4 protein-coding genes and 1 pseudogene are annotated in these 2,508 nt (G+C 65.1%); 4 read left to right on the forward strand and 1 reads right to left on the reverse strand.

Annotated features, from left to right (window positions below):
• The 4 genes from VFE81_RS21750 to VFE81_RS21765 form a co-directional block, all read left to right on the forward strand.
• Positions 1–221: hypothetical protein (locus VFE81_RS21750; protein WP_325046573.1), on the forward strand; the 221-nt coding region annotated here is incomplete at its 5' end.
• A complete protein-coding gene (locus tag VFE81_RS21755) occupies positions 221–1,198 on the forward strand; it encodes a M23 family metallopeptidase (RefSeq protein WP_325046574.1) in 978 nt (325 codons plus the stop codon). The genes VFE81_RS21750 and VFE81_RS21755, both read left to right, overlap by 1 nt.
• The gene (locus tag VFE81_RS21760; protein WP_325046575.1) at positions 1,191–1,589 is read left to right on the forward strand and encodes a hypothetical protein; all 399 of its coding nucleotides are present in this window, start codon (positions 1,191–1,193) and stop codon (positions 1,587–1,589) included. Before VFE81_RS21755 ends, VFE81_RS21760 begins: the two co-directional genes overlap by 8 nt.
• A gap of 174 nt (positions 1,590–1,763) precedes the next feature.
• The gene (locus VFE81_RS21765) at positions 1,764–2,195 is read left to right on the forward strand and encodes a polymer-forming cytoskeletal protein (protein WP_325046576.1); all 432 of its coding nucleotides are present in this window, start codon (positions 1,764–1,766) and stop codon (positions 2,193–2,195) included.
• Here the strand turns inward: VFE81_RS21765 and VFE81_RS21770 are convergent.
• Positions 2,192–2,508: pseudogene (locus VFE81_RS21770) on the reverse strand (hypothetical protein); the annotation flags it as partial. The gene VFE81_RS21765 and the pseudogene VFE81_RS21770 overlap by 4 nt on opposite strands.

Below are 2,508 nucleotides of genomic sequence, written 5' to 3' on the forward strand. Positions count from 1 at the left end.
CTTTGTCCATTATCGCCACCGGTATTTTGTCCGGTCGATGCCGCATGCAGTTAGTCTTGTCCGTCAATCTCCTGTCCCGCTTCAGCAAGCTCAGCAAGCTCAGTAAGCCGGGCGCGTTCAACATACCGCGCTCATTCAACACGCCGAGCACGCCGAACGTGCGTCGTGCCGCCCGTGCGCGACCTTGCACGAGCCGCATGGCGCGCGCCGGGAGCCGCTGATGCCTTCCGTGTTTCGCCCCGGCAGTCAGCTGTCCAGCGGCTCGATCAACTTCGTCACGCGCCGCACCGCGCTGACCATCGCGGTTGTCGCGGCATTCGGCGCAGCAGCGCTGGCGCTCGCCGCGGGTATCGCGATCGGCACGCATTGGCCGGCGCACCGCGGCTCCGGCGATCAGGCGACGAACCGTATCGAGCACGATTATGCAATCGATCAACTCGGCAAGCTGAACGCGTCCGTGGCGCAGATCGAACCGCGCATCGCGCGCCTGACGATGCAGGTCGGCGCGTTGCGCGATTTCGAAGCACGTCTGAATACACCGCGACCGGCGCAGCGCGCACCGGTCATGCCAGCCGTGCCGGGCGCCGCATCTGAACCCGACACCTCCGCTACCGACAGCGAAGGCGAGGGCGGCCCTTCTTTACCGCCGCGCCGCTGCGCCGATGTCATGCCGCAACCGTCCAGTCATGCCGATGCCGGGCGCACCCAGCAACAACTGGATTGCATCGCTGCAACGCTGTCCGCGCTCGAGCAACAAACCGCCGACCACGCGATCGCGTACGCCGCCTTTCCCGGCCGCATGCCCGCCGATGGCGCACGCTTCGGCTCGCCGTTCGGTAACCGCACCGATCCGTTCACGCATCGTTTGAGTTTTCATCCGGGCATCGACCTGGTCGCCAAAACCGGTACGCCGATTCTTGCGGCAGCAGGCGGCCGGGTGATCTTCGCCGGCGAAAAATCGGGCTATGGCAACGCGGTCGAAATCGATCACGGCAACGGCCTCGTGACCCGTTACGGCCACGCGTCGCGCATTGTCGCGCATGTCGGCGATCTGGTGCTGCCGCGCCAGTATGTCGCCGATGTCGGCTCGACCGGCCGCTCCACTGGCCCGCATCTGCATTTCGAAGTGCTCGTCAACGGCGCGCCGGTTGACCCGACTGCCTATCTCGCGCTATTCGCGCCCACGCCCCATGGTTGAACGACGTTTTTCCCGCGATGCGGGCAATCTGACCCATCGTGCCTATACGTTGCAGCCCACGCGGCCGCTCGCCTTTCGCGTCACCGTGTGGGTCCTGGTGTGCGCGCTCAGCGCGGCAGGTGGCGCGGCACTCGTTGTGGCGTGGCACGCGCAGCGCCCCGGCACACCGGCGGATCAATGCAATGCGGCGCCCGTCGATGAAGGCAGCCAGCAGACGGAACTCGCCCGCACGCGGCTTGCGCTGGCGCAGGAATCGGCGACGCGCGCCGCGGTGCAGAAAACCGCAGACGGCGCCGCCGCCGACGTCGCGCGACTGAGTGCCGAATTGCAGTTCCTGCGCGGCCAGAGCAAGGCGAAGCCGCCGGCGCAAATGGGGGCGCCGCGTCGCTAAGCGTGGATGAACGGCACGGTATGCGGCAACCTCGTGTCGAACTACGACCAATGCCATACAGATCCCAGGCAGATAGCACTGCAACGCGGCAAGCGCAGCAACTGAATAACCAAGCCCCGGATCGTCGCCCGGAAAGCATCACGCGACGAACATTTTCATTTCCGAGAGATATTTATGTTCAGCAAGAAAAAACACGCGGGCATCCAGCAGACCAAGCTCGCCACCCTCATCGCACACGACGTGCGGATCACGGGCGACCTCCTGTTCAGCGACGGCCTGCGCATGGACGGCCACGTGAAGGGCAATGTCAGCGGCGCGCCGGACAGCCAGACGCTGCTTGTATTGAGCGACCGCGGCTCGATCGAAGGCAACGTGCATGGTTATGACGTGGTGGTCAACGGCAGGATCGTCGGTGACGTGATCGCCGATCACTTCGTCGAATTGCAGAGCAATGCGCATGTGACCGGCAACATCTACTACCAGCAGTTGCGGATGGATTGCGGCGCCTCGGTGGACGGCAAGCTCACCAAGCGTGAAGCCGCCCAGGCAACACCGATTCTCGTATCGGTAGCCGACACCGTGCGCGAGGAGCGCAAGGCCGGCTAAGCGGCCAGGCTCTGCATCAACGGGCCTGGCAGTGACTGGCGTTGCACGGGCGCGTCGTGGCCGAGCACGTCGCCGCGTGACGAGTGCGACTCGCGCAGTCCGCGCATTTCCCGTGATTCGGCGAGACGCGCCAGCGCGCCGCGGTCGAGTGTGGCGAGCATGTCGCGTTCAACGATCAGATGGTGCAACGCCAGCACGATCAGGCCGACGGCCAGCAGCAGATCACCTGCAAACACGACGGCGTAAAGCGCCGAGGTGGTGCGAGGATTGCCGTACAGCAGCGTCATGTTGGAGCGGTCGAGCAGCACGAACA

The sequence above is a fragment of the Paraburkholderia sp. genome (genome assembly GCF_035656215.1).
Classification (GTDB): Bacteria; Pseudomonadota; Gammaproteobacteria; order Burkholderiales; family Burkholderiaceae; genus Paraburkholderia.